The organism is Tissierella simiarum, from assembly GCF_018917865.1.
GTDB lineage: Bacteria > Bacillota > Clostridia > Tissierellales > Tissierellaceae > Tissierella_C > Tissierella_C simiarum.
In genome coordinates, this window is record NZ_JAHLPM010000003.1 from 42,711 (window position 1) to 62,721 (window position 20,011).

Consider the following 20,011-nt stretch of genomic DNA (forward strand, 5'->3'; position numbering starts at 1 on the left):
AAGGGGATTCACGATAGTTTCTGATAATAGTGTTGTTGTGACAAGAATTTTTGATTTTTGTGAAATAATGACATTTTGTTACCGTTTGAGGAAGAAAAAGTATAATATCTAACTAGAAAAAAGATCTTTCTGTAAGAATGAGTTTAAGGAATTAGATTATTTGCCGATATTAATAATAAGAAGGATATTAAAGAATTATTAGAACACTAGATAATCGATGTCTGAGAGGAGGATTGTTATGAAAATAAATTTTGAATATGAAGAAAATGAGTACCTAACTATAGATACAATATCTGTTATAGGAGATTTTAATGATTACGATCCGAAAAAAGGACAGATGGAGAAAAAGGATAATATCTGGGTTTTTAGTTGTGATCTTCCATCAGGAGAGCATAAATATAAATTTCTTATTAATGAAGAATTAAAACTTAATGATCCAACAGCTAATATATATTTTCCAGATGATAAGGAAGAACTTTGGTCAGTAGTTATCATTAACGATGAAGATCAACGACTTTATAACAATACTCAATATACTGTACACATGGATAAATATAATATAAGCTCAATTCTGAATGAGGAAGTTGTTGCTAATAAGAAAAACTTTAATATTTTGTTAGATAAAAAAGTAGTAACAAGATTTGAGTTTACCAATGTTACAGGGTTACATACAGTGACAACAGCATGGTATACTCCAAAAAGAGAGTTATTTCAAATCACAGAGAATAATTTATTTACACCACCAGGAGAAGACAAACCAATAAAAATGTGGTTTTGGATGGATTTAGAAGGTAAGACACGAGAGTACCCTTGTGGAGTTTGGACATTGAAGCTATTTATAGACGGAGAATTTATTTTAGAAGATAAGTTTATATTATCAGAGTCAAGTTCATATTCTCCACAAGGAGAGATAAAATACTGATTTTAAAAAAGGAGTTGAAAACTATGATAAAATGTTCTGACAACATTAATAGTTTAAATTCTATAACCAATAGTAATATATATAAAACTAAAAAAAGAGATAATGATAATTGTAAAACAAGTATAGTAGACAATAGTATTAAAACGGTTGAAGATGACTATAGAGAACTAATTGTGAAAAATACTAGTACTACTAAAGAAGTTACAGATAAAGTGAAAGATACAACTAAAAGTTCTATAGGCTCTTTTTTTAATTCAATATCAGAATCTTTTTCTATGGCATTAAGCACTGTGAAAAATGTTAGAAAAACAGCAATATCCATAGGTGAAAGTATTAAAAACACAGCATTTTTAGTTTCAAGTGCTATTAAAGATACTTTTAATTCAATAGGTAAAAGCATAAAAAATGTTTCTAAATCAATTGCTGATAAAAAAATGGAGACTACTTCACAAATATCTAATACTTATAAAGAAGTATCTACAACTGTTTTAGAGCTACAACAGGCTGGAAGAGAGGTTATGAACTCTGCTACATCTATAGTTGGAGAAACATTAAAAACAGCAGTTTCAATAGGTGAAGATGTTGTGGAAATAGTAGGAAAGGTTGGAATTACAGTAACTAATATTTCGGTTGCAACAAGTAATCCTACTAGTGGAATTATAAAAAAGGGAATAGAAACTGTAGGTTTTATAAAAGTAGGTATAGATTCTATAAAAGAACCTATAAAGAGAATACCACATACATTTTCAACGGGTAGTAAAAATATAAAGGAACATTATAATAATATAGTAGATATTGTTAAAAGTTCGGAATCTAAAGTTAGAACAGTTAAAAATGCTATAGTATCGGTAGGAAAGGAAATAATAGATTCAGTAAAAACTATAGCCCATGAAGTAAAGGCAGCTAGTATAGACATAGCAAATACAGTAAGAGACTCAGCATCTAATATAAAGGATATAGTTAATAAGGGCTATGATGAAGTTGCACAAATATATAAAGACTCCAAAAATAATATTAACAATTCAGTTAGTAATCCTATATTGACTTAGATAATATAATGTAGAGTTAAAATAAAGGGACTGTCTCAAAATGATCAAAAATCTTTTTGGGACAGCCCTTTTATTTTTTCTAATTTGGATTTAGATATAAATATTTTTCATGTAATGGAACTATGGATTTTATTATAGAACCTCCAAGGCATACTTCTTCTTGATACAATACTGCTACCTGTCCTGGTGTCACTGCTTTTATAGGATTATCATATTTTATATGAAGATTTCCATCCTCTAATATATTTACTGTTACAGGTATATCTGATTGTCTATATCTAAATTTAGCTGTACAGATTAATGGCATTTTAGGAGGTTTTTCTAATATCCATTTAGGAGACTCTGCAATTAGTGAAGTAGAATAAAGTGCCGGATTATTTTCTCCTTGTGCAACATAAAGTATATTTCTTTTTAAATCTTTTCCAGCTACAAACCAAGGCTCTCCTGTTTTAATTCCTCCTATTCCTATTCCTTTTCTCTGCCCTAATGTATAATGAGTAAGTCCGCTATGTCTACCTATTTTATTTCCTTCTACATCCATTATGTCTCCTTCTTTCGTTAGAAGGAATTTATCTAAAAATTCATCGAAGTTTCTTTCACCTATAAAACATATACCTGTCGAATCTTTCTTTTTGGCAGTATATAAACCGTATTTTTGTGCTAATTCTCTAACTTGTTTTTTCTCTAAATGTCCTATAGGAAATATGGTTCTAGAAAGAGCTTTCTGACCTATTCTTGATAAAAAATAGCTTTGATCTTTATTTTTATCTCCTCCTCTTAGAAGGTAATAACTTCCATTCCTTTCTTCTACTTGTGCATAATGTCCCATAGCTATATAATCACATTTCAATTTTAAGGAATAGTCTAAGAAAGCATTAAACTTTATTTCTTGATTACACATTACATCTGGATTAGGAGTCCTTCCCTTCTTATATTCATCTAAAAAATAGGTAAATACTTTATCCCAATATTCTTTTTCAAAATTTACAGTATAATATGGGATTCCTAGTTGATAAGCTACTCTTCTTGCATCATCAGAATCTTCTGTTGCAGTACATACTCCATATTCATCTTTTTCATCCCAATTCTTCATAAATATTCCGATTACTTCATAACCTTCTTTTTTCAGCAGTAAAGCAGAAACAGAAGAGTCAACGCCTCCGCTCATGCCCAATATTACTCTCTTTTTCATGAATATATCCTCTTTTCATAAAAAACTTATTATGTTTATATTAAGTATTTTATCACAATTTTTTATTCATATACTTATTTTAAACAGTCATTATTAACTATAATGTGAAATTAAAATTATAGTTCTATCTATTGAAAAAAACAGAGTTTCGTTATAATATTATTTACATAATATTAAATAGTTTTTTATATCCATTAAAGATATGAAAGAATATATGTTTTTACAAATGATCGTTTAAATGAAATGATACGAGTCAAAGCTTAAATCTTTGACTCTATATTATTTTGTTAAATTTATTTTAAGGAGATATGAAGTATGAAAAAGACAGTATTGATTACAGGGGCTTCTAGGGGAATTGGAAAGGCTACAGCAGAAAAGTTTGCCATAGAGGGTTATAATGTTATTATTAATTATTATAAAAGTAAAGATAAAGCACTTTCATTATTAGAACATCTGCTTTCATCTGGTGCAAATGCTATTGCTATACAAGCTGATGTCTCTGATAGAAAACAGGTTGAAGAAATGTTTAAAGAAGGTTATAAAAAATTTGGGAAAATTGATGTCCTTGTTAACAATGCAGGTATAGCTGATATGACCTTGTTTACTGATATTACAGAGGAACAATGGAAAAAATTTTTTGATGTAAATGTCAATGGAATGTTTAATTGCTGTCAATGTGTTCTTCCAAAAATGATTAGTGAAAAGTCAGGAAGAATCATTAATGTTGCTTCTATTTGGGGATTGGTGGGAGCTTCCTGTGAGACTCATTATTCTGCGACAAAAGGAGCAATTATAAGTTTTACTAAAGCATTGGCAAAGGAATTAGGTCCTTCTAATATATTAGTTAATGCTATTGCACCAGGTGCAGTAGATACAGACATGATTGCAGGGGTCAGTGAAGAAATTCTTGAAACAATTAAAAATGAGACGCCACTGCAAATAATTGCAAAACCAGAAGAAATTGCAGATGTAATATATCTTCTATCAACAGAAGAAACCAAACTAATAACGGGACAGGTAATTAATCCAAGTGGTGGTTTTGTAATAGTATAGAAAATTTTAACCATTAATTGTTCATACATCTTAAATAAACTATTCGTGAATTTAGGAAGGAGGATAAAATGAAAATTACTACAAAACTAATTAAAGAAGATGATTATATAACGACGGAATGGTCTGGAGGTAAAACTACGCAATTATTCATTTATCCAGAAGACTCAAATTATAAAGATTTTAATTTTAAATTTAGATTAAGTTCTGCTACAGTAGAATTGGAAAGATCAGAGTTTACTAAATTAGAAGGAGTATATAGATTTATTACACCACTTGATAAGGGATTTAAACTAACTCATAATCATAAAGATTATATTAGTTTAAGACCTTTTGAAATATATGAATTCGATGGTGATATAGATACTGTTAGTTATGGTACAGTAAGGGATTTTAATTTAATGCTGGGAAATGGGGCTAGAGGAAAACTTGAAAATATTTATATAAATAGAGAACATCTATTAATAGAAGAGTGTTCTTCTGATTTTAAAGAAACTTTTTATTTTATATATGCTTATAATGATAAAATACATATTAATATTGATGGAGATATAAAAATTATTAGACCTTTGCAAATTCTTCTAATCAAATTAAACAGCAATACGGTTTTAAATCTAAAAATAACATCTGAAAATCCTACCAATATTTTAATAGCCAAAATATATATGTAATGGAAGATTCAGAAAAGAATTTGAAAATGCAATGGTGAACTCACTATTAAAATATAATTTATACGTATTTAAAAGTAAGAAGGATTACTGTTAATAGTAATCCTGAATTTTTATTAAGTATTTTGCCATGATCCATCATCTGTACATACTACCTTTGATCCATCTTCCATTTCTATTACTGATCCAACAGCATGCCTCATGCCTGCATATATGCAAAAAGCATCCTTTGCAGCATTTCCTACAGGTGCCTTAGAAATAGGCTTAACATTATTTGGAGCTGAGATTATATTTATACTAATGTCATCATCTTTTTTATTATTTTTCACAATATCATTCCTTTCATAGCTAATTTTATTTTCTAATATATAAGATTTCTTAGAAGCTATCCTTTATTAAATTCCATATATATTAGCATAGCCAGAAGGATTTCATTTATGTAATATAAATCTATGTTTATTTGGAAAATTCTATAAAGGTTAAAAAGTAGCTATAAATTAGTTGATAAATGCAAATACTGTTTAAGAAATATTAACTAATTATAGACATTTTTATATGGGGAGATGAAAATATGAACGGAGAAAAGAAAAATAAAAAGGAAAAAAGGTTTGAATTTCCTACAGCCTTTACTGTTTTATTTATTATTTTAATACTAGCTGCCATATTAACTTATATAGTTCCGGCAGGATTTTATTCAAAATTGCAGTATGATTCAGAGCAAGATATTTTCTTGATAGAAAATCACCAAGGAGAAATCAGTACTCTCCCAGCAACTCAAAAAACCTTAAATAGCTTAAATATTAGGATGAGCATTAATAAGTTTACAGATGGAAGCATTAAAAAACCTATTGCTATTCCAGATACCTATCAACGTATACAACAGTCACCTCAAGGACCTCTAGCAGTTATTATGTCACCTATAGAAGGTATTATGGATACCGTTGATATTATGGTTTTTGTATTGATTTTAGGTGGGATTATTGGTTTAGTTAATAAAACTGGAACCTTTGATGCAGGAATAGCAGCCTTATCGAAGAGAACAAAAGGAAAAGAATTTTTATTAGTAGTATTTGTGGTAGCCCTAATAGCATTAGGAGGAACTACTTTTGGGTTGGCAGAAGAAACTATTGCTTTGTATCCTATACTCATGCCTGTATTCATAGCTAGCGGATATGATGCAATAGTCTGTATTGCAGCAATATATATGGGATCTTCTATTGGTTCCATGTATTCCACTGTAAATCCTTTTTCAGTAGTTATAGCTTCAAATGCTGCTGGGATCTCATTTAATGAAGGACTTACATTTCGTATTATATCTTTAATACTAGCTACTATAATAACTCTTTTATATATTTATCGCTACGCAAAAAAAGTAAAAAGAGATCCCAAAAATTCTTTAATCTATGAAGATATGGGTAAAATAGAAGAAAGGTTTTTAAAAGATTATGATCCTGAAAATGTAGCTCCATTTAATTGGAGAAGAATTTTAATACTTGTTATATTTTTAGGTGCATTTCCATTTATGATTTGGGGAGTTTCTAAAGGTGGATGGTGGTTCCCAGAAATGGCAACATTGTTTTTAGCAGTAGCTATTATTATAATCTTATTATCGGGACTTTCCGAAAAAGAAGCTATTAACACATTTATAAACGGTGCAGCAGATTTAGTTGGGGTTGCCCTTATAATAGGAATTGCAAGGGCAATTAATATTGTAATGGATAATGGAATGATATCTGATACATTATTATATTACGCATCATCAATTATTAGAAATATGAATGGCGGTATTTTCGCAGCAGTTCAAATGATACTTTTTAGTTTCTTAGGGTTTTTCATACCATCTTCATCAGGACTCGCTACACTTTCTATGCCTATAATGGCTCCCTTAGCAGATACAGTAGGAGTATCTAGAGATATTGTAGTTACAGCATATAATTGGGGGCAAGGTTGGATGGCATTTATTACACCAACAGGATTAATTTTAGCAACTTTAGAAATGGTAGATGTAACATATAATAAATGGATAAAGTTCATATTACCACTTATGGGAATAATCGGAGTCTTTTCTATAGTAATGCTTGTTATACAAACATTATTATAAGATTGATCTTACTGAAAGGATGATTATATGGATAAGATTATTGAAAGATTTAAAAAGTATATTGCTATAGATACAAAATCTGATGAAAATAGCAGTACTTGTCCTAGCACATCGGGTCAATTAGAATTAGGTGATTTATTGGTAGAAGAACTAAAAGAATTAGGACTTGAAGATGTTAGACAAGATGAAAATGGATATGTATATGCTACCCTTAAATCTAATACAAATAAGAAAGTACCAACCATAGGATTTATCTCTCACTTAGATACCAGTCCTGATTTAGATGGTAAATGTACAAATCCAAGGATTTTTATTTACGAAGGTGGAGATATAAAATTAAATGAGCAATATAGTATAACTGAAAAAGAATTTCCTTTCTTAAAGGATCTTGTAGGTAAAGAGTTTATTACAACAGATGGAACAACTCTACTTGGGGCTGATGATAAAGCTGGAATTTCTGCAATTATGGATGCAATGGAATATTTAATTAAACATCCAGAAATAAAACATGGAGATATCAAAATCGGATTTACACCAGATGAAGAAATTGGAAGAGGAGCAGATCTATTTGATGTAAAGGGGTTTAATGCAGATTTTGCATATACCGTTGACGGAGGTCCTGTAGGTGAACTGGAATATGAGAATTTTAATGCTGCAAGTGTAAAAATAGAAATTCAAGGGAAAAATGTTCACCCAGGAACGGCAAAAAATATTATGGTGAATTCACTTAGAATAGCTATGGAAATTGAAAATATGTTACCAATAAATGAAAAACCAGAATATACAGAAGGATATGAAGGATTTTATTTATTGGATGAAATCACTGGAAACATAGACCATACTGTTGTTAATTATATTATTAGAGATCACTGCAAGGAAAAGTTTGAAAGAAAGAAAGAAGATTTTAGAAAAATTGTAGACTTCTTAAATGATAAATATGGAAACATAATTACTATAGAAATTAAAGATAGTTATTATAATATGAGAGAAAAAATTGAACCACATATGGAAATCATTGAACTTGCTAAAAAGTCTATGATAGAACTTGGAATTCAGCCAATTATTCAGCCAATTAGAGGAGGAACTGATGGGGCTAGACTTTCTTATATGGGACTTCCATGTCCTAATATCTTTACAGGTGGATATAATTTTCATGGAAGATTTGAGTTTATACCAACAGAATCTATGAAATTAGCATCAGAATTAATTGTAAAGATTATCGAGAATAACGCAAAATAATTAGAAAGAAGGTGGAAACCATGTACAAATTAGAAGGACTAGAACCTAAAAGAGTATTTTATTATTTTGAACAATTAACACAAATACCTCGTTGTTCCTATAATGAACAGAAGGTAAGTGATTATATTAAAAATGTGGGAGAAAAATTGGGTCTTGAAACAATTCAAGATGATACCCTCAATATAATTATTAAAAAACCTGCTAGTCCTGGATATGAGAACTCAGAGGGAGTTATTATACAAGGACATATGGATATGGTTTGTGAAAAGGAAAGTGATAGCAGTCATGATTTTACTAAAGATCCTATTAAATTAGAAATAGATGGTGACTATATTCATGGAGATAAAACTACATTAGGCGCGGACAATGGAATTGCTGTAGCAATGGGATTAGCTATATTGGAGGATAATACTTTAGAACATCCTAACATAGAATTACTTGTCACTACATCGGAAGAAGTAGAAATGGAAGGAGCTTTTAGTTTATCAAAAGATATTTTAAAGGGAACTAGATTATTAAATGTAGACTCAGAAGAAGAAGGAGTTCTTGTAACTGGATCTGCTGGAGGGGAATTGATTGAGGCAAAAATTCCTATAGAATATGAAAAGGTTTCAGATTATGTAGAGATCAATATAGAAGTAAAAGGTCTAATGGGAGGACATTCAGGTATGGAAATCCATAAACCTAGAGGTAACTCCAATAAGATCTTAAATAATATATTGAAGGAAATAAGAAAAACTATAGATATAAAACTAATATATATCGCAGGTGGGACTAAAGACAATGCAATTCCAAGACAAACTACAGCTAAAATTGCAGTAAAGTCCAGTGATTTATCTAAATGCATCAATAAAATTGAAGAAATTAAAAAGAAGGTCATAGATGAAAGTAGACTAGAAGAACCAGAAATAGATATAGTGGTTACAAAAGGTAGGGAAATATCAAAGGTTATAAACGGTAAAGGCTTTGATTCTTTAATTTTACTTCTTGATAATATTCCTACAGGAGTATTTACTATGCTGCCAGAAAATAAAGATATAGTAGAAAGTTCTAGTAACTTAGCCATAGTTAAAATCGAAAATGATCAAATTGTCATTCAAGTGTCTACAAGAAGTTCAGCAGAAAGCGTATTATTAGAACTACGTCAAAAGATATTAAATGAAATAAATAAAACTAATGCACAGTATAAAATTAGTGGTAACTATCCAGAATGGGAGTATAATCCTAAATCAACATTAAGAGATACAGCTTTAAGTTTATACAAAGAAATGTTTGGAAAAGAAATGAAATCAACAGTTCTTCACGCAGGTTTAGAATGTGGAGTATTAGCAAAGAAATATCCTAATTTAGATATTATTTCTTTCGGACCGAATATGTATGATGTTCATACTCCAAAAGAAAAACTTAGTATTTCTTCTACAAAGAGAACTTATGAATATTTAGTTCAGCTGCTAAAGAAATTAAAATAAAATATGATATGTAGAAGTTCAAGGATTTTATAGAATAAGATGAATAATAAGCATAAAAAATGGTTGAAAATAGATGGCTTTCAACCATTTTTTATGCTTATTACCAAATATATTATATTCATATTAATAAAAAACTTATAAATTTTATTGACAAAAACAAAAATAAACTATAAAATCATATGACGACCAATAAAAATATATTATATCATGAAACTATCAAAAAGTCAATAGTTTTTTAAAAAAAGGAGGAAAAAATAATGGAGAATAATAAAGCAAGTTTTACAGCTTTAATGACTGCTTATGGAAGGGCATATCATTCTATAAATGAATCGCCTAAAATTTTTGATGATTTTCTTGTGAAACAATTAATTACGGAAGAAGAATATGAAGGTATTAGTAATAATTTAGCAGGAAGTATAAATTTTTTTGCTCCAGATAAAGCACAATCTTGTAAGGATAAAGAGTCAGCATTAAAAACGGTTATTCAAAATCAAATAGCACCTATTTCTTTATCACGTAGTAGATATACAGAAGACATGTTGAAACTTTCCATAAAACTTGGTGTAAAACAATATGTTATTTTGGGAGCAGGGTTTGATACGTTTGTTTTTCGAAATACAGAATTATTAAATTATATTGATGTATTTGAATTAGACCATCCTGCTACTCAAGAGCTAAAATTAAATCGAATTAAAATGGCTGGATGGGAAATACCTGAAAATTTACATTTCATACCAGTTGATTTTTCAAAGAATAATTTTATAGAAGCCATAAAAAATTCAACTTTTGATACAAATAAATTAAGTTTTTATAGTTGGCTTGGTGTAACTTATTATTTAAGTCGAAATGAAACATTAGATACATTAAAAAGTATAGGGAATATTTCACTAAAAGGAAGTTCTGTTGTTTTCGATTATCCAGACTGTAATATATTTGATACTAATAAAACAACAAGACGTGTACAAAATATGATACATGCAGCTATTCAAAGTGGAGAGCCTATGAAAAATTGCTATTCAAATACTGAATTAATTTCAGACTTGGAAGAAGCAGGCTTTCAACTTTATGAACATTTGACACCTGTAGAAATAGAAGAACGTTATTTTAAAGGAAGAAGTGATGATTATCATGCTTTTGAAAATGTGAATTTTGCGTTGGTGGTAAAGGAATAAATATAATGTTAATGATTAAAAAAGATAAATCCAGTAGTTTTAACTAAAACTACTGGATTTAATATTTAGGTAATATAAGAAATTATATACTATTTTACCCAATAAATATAATGTTCACCTTGCTTGAAGACCAAATTAAATTCATTAAATCCTGCTTCTTTAAATAATCTTCTCTGTGTTTTTATTGAAAAAGGAATATCTATATGATAAAGTTTTAGCTTATCTTCACCTAATTCATTTAGCATGTCTTCTCTTTGTTTCAACCATTTCTTTTCATGATATGGGGTTACTACATAATCTCCCTCTATATATTTTCCATCTTCTCTAAGTGAAGATTTTATCTTTTTATAAAGCTCTAATTTATCTTGATATAGAAAATGATGCATAGTCATTATACCTAAAATATATTGGTATTTATTTTTTTCAAAAGAATAATTGAGATAGGAAGCTTTAATTATATTTAATTGTTTTCTGCAAGATGTATACTTATCTTGAAGAATCTTTAACATTTCTTCTGATAAATCTATACATGTTATCTTTGCATTAGGTGCTTTATTAAATATTGCACTTATTTCAAGACCAGTTCCACAGCCTAAATCAAGTATTTCAATAGGTTCTTCAGTATAGTTAATAGGTTCGGCTACTAAATTATAATATTCTTCGAAAGAATTTATAGTTTCCTTCATATGAGCATCATACTCTTTAGCTCTCAAATTAAAAAAGCTATCCATTTCTTCTAATCTTAAATTTTGTTCACTCATTACTACACATCTCCTTCTAATGTTTAATAATTATAACCTTAAAGAAAGATGTTCCATGTTTCTATTAATTTTTTAAAACTAACCTTATTAAGGAGAGAAAGACCCTGTAAAATTATTCATAGGTCTATAAAACAAATAAGCATAATTAATGTATTGCATAAAGAATGCTGTAATTTTAACTTATTCTTATTAGGTATATCTCCAAAAGAAGCATGACAATAAAGCCTAACAAATCATTAGGCAAGAGACTTCTCTAAGGTTAAACCTACAGTAATTTAGAATTTTCTAGCTTACTATTTAAGAATAAGTTTTAGCATAACTATACCTCCTATTATTGTAATATATTGATATAATATCATTATTATATTATATACACAATCACTATCATCTTTAGAAACTTTTAAAATTAATTATATTGTATTATAATGTATTAAAGAAGAAATTAGACTGAAACAAGAAGGTGAACATATGGAGTATATCTTTATCATGTTACTGTTAGTTGGGATTTTATCACTTATAAATTTTGTTAACACATTACGAAAACAAGTCTCATATATGAATCTAAAGCTTGATAAGATTGCTAAACAAGTAGAAGCAGAAGAATTAAACATAGATAGCGAGCTAAGAACACTTATTTCAGAAGGAAAAAAAGTTGAAGCTGTTAAAAAACTAAGAGAATTTACGGGAATGGGTTTAAAAGAGGCTAAAGAGTACATTGATAAGTTATTATAAACAAGTGTGAAATATGAGACATTAGAATATAAGTTTACTAACTATACTAATTAAATAACAATAAAGTCCTGATTATCAAAAAAGATAATTGGGACTTTTTGCATCTTATAAAAAATAATAAGGTAAAGACATACCCAATAAAATAAATTGAGTAATTAGGAAAATATGAATCTATTGTTGACATATAAAAAGAATAGTTATATTATATTAATAGACTGACGGTCAGTCTATTAAATGTAAGGAAGTGATTATTTGGTTCGAGTGTTGAAACAACCAGAAGAGAGAAAAGCAGAAATTATGGACATTGCCTGGTCGCTTTTTAGTTCTAAAGGCTATGAAGAGACATCAGTAAATGAAATTATAGAAAATACAGGAATTGCAAAAGGCACGTTTTATTACTATTTTAAGTCAAAAGAAGAGATACTTGATGCAGTTATTGAACGAAATATGGATAGACAAATTGAGAAGTTGAAAATAAGTTTAAATGATAAAGACTTAAATGCAATTGAAAAAATAAAGACAATAATAGTTAAAAACCATGAACCCCAAGATGATTGTGATAATTTTGTAGATCATCTTCATAGAAAAGGGAATTTTGTAATGCATTATAAAAGTCTTATACAATCTGTTAAAAAATATACTCCTCTGATTAGCGATATTATTAAGCAAGGGATCAATGAAGGGATATTTAAAACGGATTATCCAGTAGAAATTACAGAATTTTTATTGATAGGAACAAATTTTTTGTTTGATCCTTCAATATTTACATGGAGTAAAGATGAGTATATATCGAAGATAAAATTAATTGAAGATGTTATAGAAACAAGTTTAAGGACAGAAAAAGGAGCTTTTGCATTTTTATCAGAGATGACCGAACAATTATATCAAGAAAATGAAGGAATGAGGTAAATAATATGAATAAAAGTACTATTGAAATGCTTATAAATCCATATAATCAAGAATCGATATATTATAAAACAGTCGATGGACAGGAAGTTCTAACAGACCAGTCTGGAAATATAATTCCTTTTTGGAATGGAATGCCGGATTTTTTATCTCTTGAAAAAACAGATGGACTTAATAAAAAATATAAGGAGTTTTATGATAAAATTAGTAGGTTTAATGATGCTGCTGAACGAGTATATTCACTGTTTGTTAATCTTGATGAATTAAGACGGGAATGGATGAAAGATCTGGAAATAAAATCTGGAGATAAAGTGTTGGAAACTTCAGTTGGAACAGGTTGGAATATAAAAGTACTACCAAAGGATGCTAATTATTATGGGCTAGATATATCGAAAGGAATGCTTAATAAATGCATTATAAACCATAAAAAATGGAATAGAAGCATTGAATTATTTATTGGAAATGCTGAATATCTGCCATTTAAAGATGAAACTTTCGATAGTGTATTTCATGTAGGAGGTATTAACTTTTTTAATGATAGAAAAAGAGCTATTGAAGAGATGATAAGAGTAGCTAAAAAAGGAACAAAAATTATTATTATTGATGAAACTGAGAAAAAAGTAGCAAAGCAGTATGAAAAGACACCTTTTGTTGGTAAGTATTTCAGTCGATCTGAAATGGAACAATCAAGACTTGTTGTGCCTGTAGATTTGGTTCCAGAAGAAATGAAAGAAGTTTATGTAAAGCTTTTAGATAATGGTAAAATGTATCAAATAAGTTTTAGAAAACCGTAGAAATAGCTTTAGTTAGAGTACGAAAGACTGATTAAAAAATATAGAACAAATTATTCTATTTCAAAAAGTTATTCTTCTTGCTTCAGGGCTAAGAAATATACTATTTGGTAATTTTAAAAGCCAATTTATTGAAATTATAAGAAAAATGAGTAACTTTTATTATTACAACGGTTGATATAAGAGATATAGAAGATTTATATAAAAATATAATAATCAGAGTATGTAGATGATCTTATTTTGGTAATTTTAATGTTAAAAACATTAAAGATAAAAAAGTTGAATTTGAGGTTAACTTAAACAAAGAAGTTTTAAAGATGAAATAATAATCTATTAGATAAACTATTAATTTATAATATAAATATAAATAGTATAAATATTGAGAAAATTATTAAACAAATTCATAGCAGTTCTAGTATTTGCTTTGCATTTTTTGTACAATTAATGCAAAGCAATAGTTTTTTATTTCTGGTAATCTTATGATAAGAGGAGGAAACCTAGTGGATTGGATTGAAAGAATGAATTTAGTAATAAACTATATTGAAGATAACATTACATGTGATATTGACTATAGAGAAATAGCCAGAATCGCCTGTTGTCCAAATTATCACTTTCAACGTATGTTTGCATTTATGGCAGATATTTCACTATCTGAATATATAAGACGAAGGCGGTTAACTCTTGCTGCTTTTGAGCTTCAACAAAGTGACACAAGTGTTATTGAAATTGCACATAAATATGGCTATGAATCTCATTCGTCCTTTACACGTGCATTTCGTGAATTGCATGGTATTGCACCTATAGAGGCACGAAAAACTGGTGCGAAGCTTAAAGCTTATCCTCCTATGTCTTTCCATATTTTAGTTAAGGGAGGTACAGAAATGAATTATAGAATTGAAGAAATTACTGAGTTTTCAGTAGTAGGTATTAAACAACAGGTTAGTACGGAAAAAGCATTCAGTTTAATTCCTTCACTTTGGGAAAATATACGGGAAAATGGTATGGCAGAAAGATTATTGGATTTAGCAGATGAGAAAACTGGCCCTATGTCAAATAGTGTATTAGGTATTTGTACAGATGGTAATTGGGGTGAAAATGAGAAATTCAATTATTACATGGCTGTTTCCTGTGAAAAGGAACCACCAGAAGATATGGAAAAACTAGAATTTTCTCAAAGCCAATGGGTGGTTTTTGAAGCACACACTCTATCGGATATAATAAAGGCTTGGAAACGTTTATATACTGAATGGATACCTACATCAGGATATAATTTTGCCAATTTACCAGCCATTGAACGCTACTATCCTCCAGGGCATAATCCTCAAAATGAGCTATGGATTCCAATTGTTAAAAGGTGAATTATTATTTTCAAACTAAATCATGAAAGGAAAGATGAAAATGGCTACATTGAAAAAAATAGAATTTGTAAACTTTGGTCCTTATAAAATTGTTGGAAAAGAAATGAGAACAAAGCATGAAATATCGAATCCAATTTATCCAACAAAATATCAGACAATTCCATCACTTTGGAGACAATGTTTCTCTGATGGTACTTATGAAACACTTGTGAAAATGAGCGATTATATACCAACTGAAATTTCAGATGATTATATTGGCTATATGAGAGACTATGATGAATCAGATGGAACATTCACATATCTCGTTGGTATGTTTATGAAAACCAATACCCCTATACCTGATGGATATGCTTTTTATGATTTGCCTTTCTGTACCATTGCAAAAGCATGGATCGAGGGGGAAGAATATGACATATATCCCAATGCCCATTCATTAACAGTTGACGCAATTAATAAAAATGGATATGAAGTTGATTGGCCAAATTACTTTTCATGTGAGGTGTATACAAATTCACGTTTTGGAATACCTAAAAATAATGGAGAAAGAATTTTAATACTTGATTATTATATTCCATGTAAAAAGAGATCATAAAATAATAGGTCTGCAGATTAAGAAAGTTTAGTTGAATTATAGATGTAAAACCTAGCTTTTTAAATATTAGCTAGGTTTTTTATTAGTATATAACTATTTTATAGTATAAGAAAATTTTGCGTAAACTATAAAAACTAGACAATTAATCTAAGTTTATATAAACTAATATTAATGTAAATTATACTAGGGGGGATAAAGTGAATTATTTGGGATTTTTACATGGTTTAATAGCGTTTACATTAATAGGGTTATTTCATCCTGTAGTTATAAAAGCAGAGTATTATCTAGGAAGAAAAAGCATATTAATTTTTGTAGTAGTGGGATTTCTATCATTAATTGGTTCTTTAGCTACAGAGAACATACTTATATCTACTTCTTTTGGCATATTTGCTTTTTGTTGCTTTTGGAGTATTAAAGAAGTGATTGAACAAGAAGAAAGAGTTTTAGAAGGAAGATTTCCTAAAAATCCTAAAAGGGTTTATAAAGAAAGATAGAAGTATAGATAAGTCTTACTAACTTTCTATTTAAATTCTGAAAGTATAAAATGGAAAGTAGCATATATAATATTCCTTATAAAAGATGTTAAGACAAGCCGTATTATGGGGTATAATATAAATATATGAATAATAAATGAAGGATAATGTTTTAAATAGCTTTGGAAAATAAAGCATATGATTACTAGAAGGGAGACTATTATGGAATATTTATTTATTTGCTATTCGAAATGTAGCACTTGTAAAAAGGCAAAAAAGTGGCTAGATGATAATAATATCCTATATAAAGAAAGACCTATCAATGAGAATAACCCTACTGCAGATGAGTTAAAGGAATGGATAGTCAAAAGTGGATATCCCATTAAGAGATTCTTTAATACAAGTGGGAACCTATATAAGGAGTTAGGTCTAAAAGATAAGTTGCCAAACATGTCAGATGATGAGAAAATTATGCTCTTGGCTACAGATGGCATGCTTGTTAAAAGACCTATTCTTGTAGGTGAAGATGTTGTTTTAGTTGGTTTTAAGGAAGAAGAATGGAATAAAATATTAAAATAAAATATAATAGATTCAATACTATACAGGTAATGAATCTAATGTATAAACTTATAGGAAGCAATACCTATATTTGTTAAAAAAATAATAAATGAAGGTGATAATATAAATAATTACAAATGTACCGTATGTGGATATATTTATAGACCTGAAAGAGGGGATAAGCTTCACGATATAGAGACAAATACTTCTTTTGAGGATCTACCAGATGATTGGAGGTGCCCTACTTGTAACCAGCCTAAAATGGCCTTTGAAGAAATAAAATAGAAAAGAGATTATTATAAATTAACTATAAAATAAAGATTAGGAGTAATGAAAATGGATTGGTTAAAAAAATTTATGACTGGTAGATATGGTGGAGACCAGCTTTCTAATGCTTTGCTATTATTATCATTATTATTAACATTGGTAGGCCGATTAACTAAAATTCCATTATTAATATTTATTAGCTATATTCCTTTAGGAGTATGTTTTTTTAGAGTATTTTCACGGAACATATCTAAGCGAAGTATGGAGAACTATAAGTTTGCCATGTTTATGAGTCCTGCTTATTCCTGGTTAAAAAAAACTCAGAACAATATTAAAGAATCAAAAACTCATACACGCTTTAAATGCCCAAATTGCAAATCCAAATTGCGACTTCCAAGAGGTAAAGGGAAAGTTATTGTTACTTGCCCTAAATGTAAGACAAAATTTGATAAAAGAACATAGATAGATTAATACTAAGTCTATCATTAGGTTAATAAATACTAACAATAAAGAGGAGTTTTACAATAAATGAATATATTTAAAAAGCTATTTGGTAAAATAATATATGGTATTGGTAAAATAGTAGATGCGGTATTAGGTTTTTTCATTCTTATAGTAAATTTTATAGTGACAGCTGTAGTCAGTGTTGGGAAAGGATTCCTTGGTTTTATAGGTTTAGGAGGACTGTTGTTTTTATTTATGCTAGGACCTTTTGGTATTGCATTGTTATTAAATCCTATTGTGTTTTTGATTATATTCTTATTTGTAATAGTTCCAATATTAGGGACTAAATTGGTATCCTATCTAAAGTATATAAGGTATATGACTACAGAGTTTCTTTTTGATCATGCTGACAGCCTTATTTATGGAAAGAAAAGTCAATTTCGATCATTTAGTGAATATGGCAGGAAATATAAAAGAATGGAAGAAGATAGAAGAAGAAAAGAGCAGCAACAGCGTCAGGCTGAACAACAAAGAATGTGGGAAGAAAAATTTAGGCAATGGCATGAATATCAAAATTCCCAAAGTTGGAATAATAGTTATGGAGGATATAGAAATGAACAAACCTATGCAAATCCAACTACAGAGTTTAAAAATAAATATGAAAAAAGCTGCGATGTCCTAGGAGTTAGATATGATGCAGATATCTATGAAATAAAATTAGCATATAGAAAAAAAGCTAAAGAATATCACCCAGATTTAAATAAGTCGCCAAATGCAACAGAACTTTTTCAAAAAGTAAATGATGCATATGAGTTTTTGAGTGTTGAGAATATAGAAAGGTACAAGAGTATAAAGTAGGTTTACTATAATTAATGTGTGGTATTAAGGAAATAGGTAAAATTTAAGAACAAAAATATGTTGAAAAATGTCATATTTTCTGATATATTCATTATGTTAAAATAAAATATTTGCTCTCATATAATCCCGATAATATGGTTCGGGAGTTTCTACAGGATAGCCGTAAATTATCCTACTATGGGTCAGGATAACAGATAACAATTACAAAGGTGGGATTATCAATTCTAACCTTTGTTTGCGTCTTGAAAAGACTGGAATTCTTTCCTATAGGAAAGAATTCCAGTCTTTTGTTATATATGCATTCCATTGTTTGAGAGCAATGCAAAGGAGAGACAAAAATGGATTTACTAAAAGATTTACTTGCAGCATTGAGTGTTATTCTTAACGGATTACCTCAAGGACTTTTAGCATTATCATTTGGATTTGCATCTGTGCCAACAGCATTTGCCTTTATTGTTGGTGCAGTAGGATGTTTAGCTTTTGGTGTAGTAGCTCCAGTTTCATTTCAAGCAGAAACCATTACATTGGCAGGAACAATGGGAAAAAATATGAAAGAGCGAATATCCATGGTTATTTTAGGTGCCGTAGGTATGACTATCATAGGTACGTTTGGTTTATTGGAAAAAATTGTAGACTTTATCGGACCTGCAATTACTAGTGGAATGATGGCAGGCGTAGGTATTATGTTGACACGAGTAGCTGTTGACATGGCAAGAAAAAACAAAATTGTTGGTTTTAGTTCCATTACAATTAGCTTTGTTATTTATATGATTACAAAAGATTTGGTATACACAATTGCCATTTCAGTTATCACATCAAGTGCTATTGCATTGGCATTAAAGCAGAAGTCGGATATTAACATTACTGAAAGGGAGAAGTTAGTTTTCCAAAAGCCTATTATAAACATCGAAGTTATTCGTGGTGCTTTAGCCATGATATGTCTAAATATAGGTGCTAATATTGCATTTGGAAAGATTACTGGTAATATTGCAAATACTAATGTAAATATTGACCATCTATCCATCATAAGCAGTTTGGCAGATTTGGCATCTGCAATATTTGGAGGTGGGCCTGTTGAGTCTATTATTTCTGCCACAGGAGGTGCACCACATCCTTTATTTTCAGGTGTTCTAATGATGGTATTAATGGCAGTTATTTTGTTTGCAGGTTTGTTGCCTAAAATGGGAAAATATATACCTAGTGAATCAATTGCGGGTTTTTTATTTGTACTGGGAGCTATTGTAACTGTGCCAGTTAATGCTGCAGCTGCACTAAATGTAACAGGTGTGTCAGGTGGGGCGATTGTTGGAGGAATAACTATGACAGTAACAGCTATTACCGATCCATTTTTAGGGATGTTGGCAGGAATTATCTTTAAAGCCTTTGCCAGTGTCTTAGGGATATAATAT

22 protein-coding genes and 1 riboswitch are annotated in these 20,011 nt (G+C 29.3%); of the genes, 19 read left to right on the top strand and 3 right to left on the bottom strand.

Features of this window, described 5'->3' with window-relative positions; genetic code table 11:
• The first annotated feature begins 238 nt into the window (after positions 1 to 238).
• Together KQI42_RS04415 and KQI42_RS04420 are read left to right on the top strand one after the other, a co-directional pair.
• The gene (locus tag KQI42_RS04415; RefSeq protein ID WP_216517157.1) at positions 239 to 922 is read left to right on the top strand and encodes an early set domain-containing protein; all 684 of its coding nucleotides are present in this window, start codon (positions 239 to 241) and stop codon (positions 920 to 922) included.
• Positions 923 to 945: 23 nt separating this feature from the next.
• Positions 946 to 1,971 (top strand): phage tail family protein, encoded by a 1,026-nt coding sequence (locus tag KQI42_RS04420; protein ID WP_216517159.1) that lies wholly within the window; start codon positions 946 to 948, stop codon positions 1,969 to 1,971.
• Positions 1,972 to 2,050: 79 nt separating this feature from the next.
• Here KQI42_RS04420 and mnmA read toward each other — a convergent pair whose 3' ends face one another.
• Positions 2,051 to 3,163, bottom strand: a complete 1,113-nt coding sequence (gene mnmA, locus KQI42_RS04425; RefSeq protein WP_216517161.1) for a tRNA 2-thiouridine(34) synthase MnmA — start codon at positions 3,161 to 3,163, stop codon at positions 2,051 to 2,053.
• Positions 3,164 to 3,478: 315 nt separating this feature from the next.
• Here mnmA and ymfI point away from each other — a divergent pair, with 315 nt between their 5' ends.
• Positions 3,479 to 4,216, top strand: a complete 738-nt coding sequence (gene ymfI, locus KQI42_RS04430) for an elongation factor P 5-aminopentanone reductase (RefSeq protein WP_216517163.1) — start codon at positions 3,479 to 3,481, stop codon at positions 4,214 to 4,216.
• Between the two features lie 68 nt (positions 4,217 to 4,284).
• A complete protein-coding gene (locus KQI42_RS04435) occupies positions 4,285 to 4,884 on the top strand; it encodes a HutD family protein (protein ID WP_216517165.1) in 600 nt (199 codons plus the stop codon).
• A gap of 113 nt (positions 4,885 to 4,997) precedes the next feature.
• Here the strand turns inward: KQI42_RS04435 and KQI42_RS04440 are convergent, their stop codons facing one another.
• Complete coding sequence (locus tag KQI42_RS04440; RefSeq protein WP_216517167.1) at positions 4,998 to 5,210, bottom strand: hypothetical protein; 213 nt, start codon at positions 5,208 to 5,210, stop codon at positions 4,998 to 5,000.
• A gap of 242 nt (positions 5,211 to 5,452) precedes the next feature.
• On the opposite strand from KQI42_RS04440, the gene KQI42_RS04445 reads away from it, so the two are divergent.
• From KQI42_RS04445 to KQI42_RS04460, 4 genes are all read left to right on the top strand, one after another.
• Positions 5,453 to 6,982 carry a YfcC family protein gene (locus KQI42_RS04445; RefSeq protein ID WP_216517169.1) on the top strand — a complete coding sequence of 510 codons (1,530 nt, stop codon included), beginning with the start codon at positions 5,453 to 5,455 and terminating at the stop codon, positions 6,980 to 6,982.
• A 27-nt stretch (positions 6,983 to 7,009) separates the two neighbouring features.
• Positions 7,010 to 8,221 carry a peptidase T gene (pepT, locus tag KQI42_RS04450; RefSeq protein WP_216517171.1) on the top strand — a complete coding sequence of 404 codons (1,212 nt, stop codon included), beginning with the start codon at positions 7,010 to 7,012 and terminating at the stop codon, positions 8,219 to 8,221.
• A gap of 20 nt (positions 8,222 to 8,241) precedes the next feature.
• The gene (locus KQI42_RS04455) at positions 8,242 to 9,690 is read left to right on the top strand and encodes an aminoacyl-histidine dipeptidase (protein ID WP_216517173.1); all 1,449 of its coding nucleotides are present in this window, start codon (positions 8,242 to 8,244) and stop codon (positions 9,688 to 9,690) included.
• A 257-nt stretch (positions 9,691 to 9,947) separates the two neighbouring features.
• Positions 9,948 to 10,862: a class I SAM-dependent methyltransferase gene (locus KQI42_RS04460; RefSeq protein ID WP_216517175.1), complete on the top strand. Its 915-nt coding sequence runs from the start codon at positions 9,948 to 9,950 to the stop codon at positions 10,860 to 10,862.
• Positions 10,863 to 10,951: 89 nt separating this feature from the next.
• On the opposite strand, the gene KQI42_RS04465 is transcribed toward KQI42_RS04460, so the two are convergent.
• Positions 10,952 to 11,623, bottom strand: coding sequence for a class I SAM-dependent methyltransferase (locus tag KQI42_RS04465; RefSeq protein ID WP_216517177.1), 672 nt, complete (start codon positions 11,621 to 11,623; stop codon positions 10,952 to 10,954).
• Positions 11,624 to 12,178: 555 nt separating this feature from the next.
• Between KQI42_RS04465 and KQI42_RS04470 the strand changes: the two genes are divergently transcribed.
• The 11 genes from KQI42_RS04470 (at position 12,179) to KQI42_RS04520 (ending at position 20,008) form a co-directional block, all read left to right on the top strand.
• Entirely contained in the window at positions 12,179 to 12,355 is a 177-nt protein-coding gene (locus tag KQI42_RS04470) for a ribosomal protein L7/L12 (protein ID WP_216517179.1), read from the top strand.
• A gap of 261 nt (positions 12,356 to 12,616) precedes the next feature.
• Complete coding sequence (locus KQI42_RS04475) at positions 12,617 to 13,264, top strand: TetR/AcrR family transcriptional regulator (protein ID WP_343231649.1); 648 nt, start codon at positions 12,617 to 12,619, stop codon at positions 13,262 to 13,264.
• 5 nt (positions 13,265 to 13,269) lie between these two features.
• Positions 13,270 to 14,055: a class I SAM-dependent methyltransferase gene (locus KQI42_RS04480; protein WP_216517183.1), complete on the top strand. Its 786-nt coding sequence runs from the start codon at positions 13,270 to 13,272 to the stop codon at positions 14,053 to 14,055.
• A gap of 497 nt (positions 14,056 to 14,552) precedes the next feature.
• Entirely contained in the window at positions 14,553 to 15,410 is an 858-nt protein-coding gene (locus KQI42_RS04485; protein WP_216517185.1) for an AraC family transcriptional regulator, read from the top strand.
• Positions 15,411 to 15,450: 40 nt separating this feature from the next.
• On the top strand, positions 15,451 to 16,002 hold the full coding sequence (locus KQI42_RS04490) for a GyrI-like domain-containing protein (protein WP_216517187.1): 552 nt from the start codon (positions 15,451 to 15,453) through the stop codon (positions 16,000 to 16,002).
• Between the two features lie 197 nt (positions 16,003 to 16,199).
• The gene (locus KQI42_RS04495) at positions 16,200 to 16,496 is read left to right on the top strand and encodes a DUF4491 family protein (RefSeq protein ID WP_216517189.1); all 297 of its coding nucleotides are present in this window, start codon (positions 16,200 to 16,202) and stop codon (positions 16,494 to 16,496) included.
• 201 nt (positions 16,497 to 16,697) lie between these two features.
• Complete coding sequence (locus KQI42_RS04500) at positions 16,698 to 17,054, top strand: arsenate reductase family protein (protein ID WP_216517191.1); 357 nt, start codon at positions 16,698 to 16,700, stop codon at positions 17,052 to 17,054.
• 102 nt (positions 17,055 to 17,156) lie between these two features.
• Entirely contained in the window at positions 17,157 to 17,318 is a 162-nt protein-coding gene (locus KQI42_RS04505; RefSeq protein ID WP_216517639.1) for a rubredoxin, read from the top strand.
• Between the two features lie 51 nt (positions 17,319 to 17,369).
• Positions 17,370 to 17,762, top strand: coding sequence for a zinc-ribbon domain-containing protein (locus KQI42_RS04510; RefSeq protein ID WP_216517193.1), 393 nt, complete (start codon positions 17,370 to 17,372; stop codon positions 17,760 to 17,762).
• 66 nt (positions 17,763 to 17,828) lie between these two features.
• On the top strand, positions 17,829 to 18,602 hold the full coding sequence (locus KQI42_RS21240; protein ID WP_216517195.1) for a J domain-containing protein: 774 nt from the start codon (positions 17,829 to 17,831) through the stop codon (positions 18,600 to 18,602).
• 96 nt (positions 18,603 to 18,698) lie between these two features.
• Positions 18,699 to 18,800, top strand: a riboswitch (purine riboswitch).
• A 140-nt stretch (positions 18,801 to 18,940) separates the two neighbouring features.
• A complete protein-coding gene (locus KQI42_RS04520) occupies positions 18,941 to 20,008 on the top strand; it encodes an NCS2 family permease (protein WP_216517197.1) in 1,068 nt (355 codons plus the stop codon).
• The last annotated feature ends 3 nt before the right edge of the window (positions 20,009 to 20,011 follow it).